At 38.5% G+C, this 3785-nt stretch carries 5 protein-coding genes; 4 read left to right on the top strand and 1 reads right to left on the bottom strand.

The features are described from left to right. Positions 1-378: 378 nt before the first annotated feature. The 4 genes from IQR33_RS01280 (at position 379) to IQR33_RS35800 (ending at position 3465) form a co-directional block, all read left to right on the top strand. Positions 379-759, top strand: coding sequence for a hypothetical protein (locus IQR33_RS01280; RefSeq protein ID WP_172563580.1), 381 nt, complete (start codon positions 379-381; stop codon positions 757-759). Between the two features lie 507 nt (positions 760-1266). Then, positions 1267-1974 carry a hypothetical protein gene (locus IQR33_RS01275; protein ID WP_193843446.1) on the top strand — a complete coding sequence of 236 codons (708 nt, stop codon included), beginning with the start codon at positions 1267-1269 and terminating at the stop codon, positions 1972-1974. 252 nt (positions 1975-2226) lie between these two features. Further along, complete coding sequence (locus tag IQR33_RS01270; RefSeq protein WP_193843445.1) at positions 2227-2805, top strand: hypothetical protein; 579 nt, start codon at positions 2227-2229, stop codon at positions 2803-2805. 210 nt (positions 2806-3015) lie between these two features. Beyond that, a complete protein-coding gene (locus IQR33_RS35800; protein ID WP_374045104.1) occupies positions 3016-3465 on the top strand; it encodes a type II toxin-antitoxin system YafO family toxin in 450 nt (149 codons plus the stop codon). A 42-nt stretch (positions 3466-3507) separates the two neighbouring features. Here IQR33_RS35800 and IQR33_RS01260 read toward each other — a convergent pair. Then, positions 3508-3785: hypothetical protein (locus tag IQR33_RS01260; RefSeq protein WP_228013699.1), on the bottom strand; the 278-nt coding region annotated here is incomplete at its 5' end.

The following is a 3785-nucleotide window of genomic DNA, read 5'->3' as shown; positions in this document are numbered from 1 at the left end:
GATATGAACACTTGGGAACACCAACACGGCGATCAGCTGTGGCATGTGAAGGAGACGATTAATAGAGCGCTGATGGTTGGGGCGGTGGGGTAAGAAAATGAATTAGAAATCAATCCGTCAAGCCCACTAATTAAGGTTGTTCGAAGTAGTCTTGAAGTCAGCTGCACTAAAAGTGTGTTCTATTTAACACGCTAACTTTGTTTACTTTCCTATTAAGCTATTGACTATCTATTGGTGCGCCACATAAAGGCAGTATCGTAAGGGGCAATAAACAGATTTTAGCCTGTTAAAGGCTTTTTAAGGTATTGAGATAAAAAGGTTTTGAACTTTTTTGTTTGCTGGTATCCTCGTTGATTGTCGTTTTTATGAGTGATAAATATGAGTGTACTTTCGCAAGTTCAAGTTTTGAAGAAGATACTTTTAGGCGCAGCAAAGAGCAAAAGAACGGTTTCTTATCCAGAGATTTACGATATGTTTGATCAAGATACAGAGCAAAGTGTAGTGTGGGACACATTTGAAAAGGCGTGTACAGAGTTGGCTAATCCACAGGTTGCAATTTATGGAGCACTTCTTGCCCAAAAATCAACCAAACTACCTCACAATGGCTTTTTTGATGTATTTATGAACACTCGTTACGAAGAGTTTTTGCATATAACGAACAACGATGTTGAATCTAGCAATGCGATACCGCGCGATATGCAGTTAAAGATTGTAATGAAGGAACGCGAAAGAGTTTACGAACACGCAGCTAGCTTATAACAAGCGCCTAAAGCTTCAACCTATGTTTATAAACTTTTTATGAGTACTGCACTTTTGGTTAGTTCACTACTAAGTAGCTAAAGGTTCGCGGCCTCAGAAATAAGCGGTTAATAGGGCGCTGATCTTTGTAGAGGTGGGGTAAGAGTCTAAATTAGTTAGAACTTAACCTGCCCCCAAAAAATTATTTTACGAGTAGAACTGACATATTATATAAGTCGGTTCTATTCCTAGGAATATATCCATTTCTCTCCATTTCTTTCCAGTTTTGCTCACTATTAATTTAATTGGGGCTTACCAAAAATCTCTTACCAGGTCAGCTTTAGTGGTCACGTTCTTCTCAATGTTGGCTATTTGTCCCGATGTAAACTACGTGCCGTAATCAAAATGTGTTTTTAAGCACTTAATTCCTAAACATATTATTCCTGCAATTGGAATTCTATGTGAGCATGATTTCATATGTGGGTGATTATGACTATACTTCTATTTAATTTCTGATGGAGGTCCGAGATGATAAAGATGTCACCGAGATTAGTGTTTATGGTTCCAATATCTTTTTTAATGGGTTGCTCAAGTACTATCGACTCTTTCTATAATCGTCACGTTGTAGAGGACCAACTTGTAACATCACATACACGTGAACAAGAAATTGGTACCGTAGCGGTTACAGCCCAACGGCGATTGATAATCGCGAATCTGAAAACAGGAAGCTTTTGCTCAGAACCACCTCCTGAGGTTGCTGACTCTATTAGTTCTGCAATTGCTATGGCATTGGAAGCAAATATTTCAAAAGGCAAGGAGGTAAATGCTGAACTTGCTAGTAACTTCGCTCGTCACGTAAATCAGTTGTATAAAAGGGCACATACGGTTCAACTGTTCAGGGATGCGTCTTACCATTTGTGTGTAAACTCGGTAAACACCGCTAATGGTAGAAGTTCTTATGACTCCTACAAAGACGATTTGAAACATATGATGGATAGTATTCTTCCTATACTAGAGAAAGAAGTTACTGCTTATTATGAGGTTGAAAAAGAAAGAGCTAAAAATCCTCCGCCAACTTATCAAGATATTATTCTCTGTAATTCCCGTGCAGGTATTGATAGAGCAAATGATGAGAGTGCGAAAAAACTTTCAACTTCAGTAGTTTGTAGACCAATAACCAATGAGAAAAAGCAAGATATTCAGAAAGAAAAAAAAGAAGTAAAGAGTACTAGCTAGAGTATTCTTATAACTAAACCACATTGTTCTTAGTGCGTAGAGGTAGGGATTATTGTCTAGGTAGTACTATCTCTCTGTCATAGAGAGGAACGTTGATACGCTTATCAGTTATGGCGCGTGTTTTTGCAGACTAGCGATAATTGTAGGTCAAAGTATAGAGGAGATATGTTAGTATCAAGCTATAGTGTATATAGTTTTCATACATGCCATACGTATGGACTCTTTTGTGTTAACTCTAAGAGTGATTGAGCGATGAGTTCTAGTTTTTACAAGATCAAAGATACCTTAATGAGGGTTGTCACCTTTTTGAGTATATCTGCATCTAATACTTTCGTTTTTTCTGGTGAGCAAGAGTCAGACTTAGGTAAGAATGGCTTCTCTCCCTATACCGATTTTACTGATGGCGAGATCTTTCAGCATTTTAACGCAGAGGTGGCAGGTGAGAGTGCCTATACATCACAGCAATATGACATGTGTTTAAAAGAACTTGACAAAATATCACTAAGTTTATCTGAACTATACAACATTTTGGTGGAACAGAGTGATTCACAAAATATTGTTACGTTTGAGCATAAAGATCTTATTGAAGCAATTATGTCTATAGATGCCATTCAGGAGAAAGTTTATAAGCATATGAATCATTCTCAAGAGATTCTCAGAACCTACAGTGAGCCTAGAGATTCCTTGAGAAGCGTTTATGAAGGACTTTATATGCTGAACATGCGTTTGGTAAGAGTAAGTGGTGATCTGAAAAGTTTAGAGCTCCTTGTCTTTGAAGACATGTTAGATGATGATCACGAAGAGGAAAGCTCGTATCACAGCTACCTCTGAGCATTTAGCTTCAGATAACCAGAGTGGATTTCTGTACCTATTTTTTGGTGTTTTATTTTGACAAATCATTTACCCTCTTTCAGTACTAAAGATATTCAGTCATTACCTGCAAAAGTAGTTATTCACCCATTAGCTCAACAGGACATTGATGACTACAGCCAAATCCATTTTGGTATTTCGGGCAAGCTCTTGTTGCGAGCTTTCCAGATAATGTGGTCTTGGCCAAAGTTAAGCACGGCGGACCGATTACGTTTCCAAAAGAGAAGGTGTTGGTTCAAAGGCAAGCTCGGTCCTATGAGCAGACCCAGTTCTGTAGTCAACTCTAGGATAGGTAGGATGCATCTCTACAGTCCAAATCGTAAAGAGAAACTCAAACCATATGAGCCGCTAAGGCGAACTAGAATTTTATCAACAGATAGAACAAAGCATGACTGGCTCTATGAAAAAGATGGTGTAGTAAGTCCCAATATACTCAAGTTTCAGTTTAGAACGTCGGATACTTACCTAATCTATTGTAGTTCTGTACATACAGTAGATAAGTATTGCTTGTTAGGGATTGTTGATCCTGATGCTCATTATGATTGTGAGCAACTTGCTAGTTTTGCACAAACATTTGAATCTAGAGCCGAGAGTTATCAACAGTCTGCATTAAGCAAGTGATGTCTTGCTTTTTCAAGCTACTTGTGGACTTACATTTCTGACTTATAACCAAACCACATTGTTTTTATTGTTTTGATCAGAGTTACTGTCTAGGTAGTGTTTCACTTCACCATCATAAAGCAAGATGAAACACTTCCCATTTAGGTAAGTACCCACGAGGTAGTGGTTTCTCGGAATGGTATAAACGATTTTGTGACCGTCATCATCAGAACACAGCGCACACACATCCATTATCTTCAGGCGCCTTACACCTATAACGTTGCCCACTTCCATAAAGCCGCCAAAAGGGATGGCTTCCCAGTCGCCATTAGTTATTAGCA

The organism is Vibrio sp. OPT46, from assembly GCF_015163535.1.
Lineage (GTDB): Bacteria > Pseudomonadota > Gammaproteobacteria > Enterobacterales > Vibrionaceae > Vibrio > Vibrio alginolyticus.
This window is presented reverse-complemented; position numbering and strand designations above follow the sequence as displayed.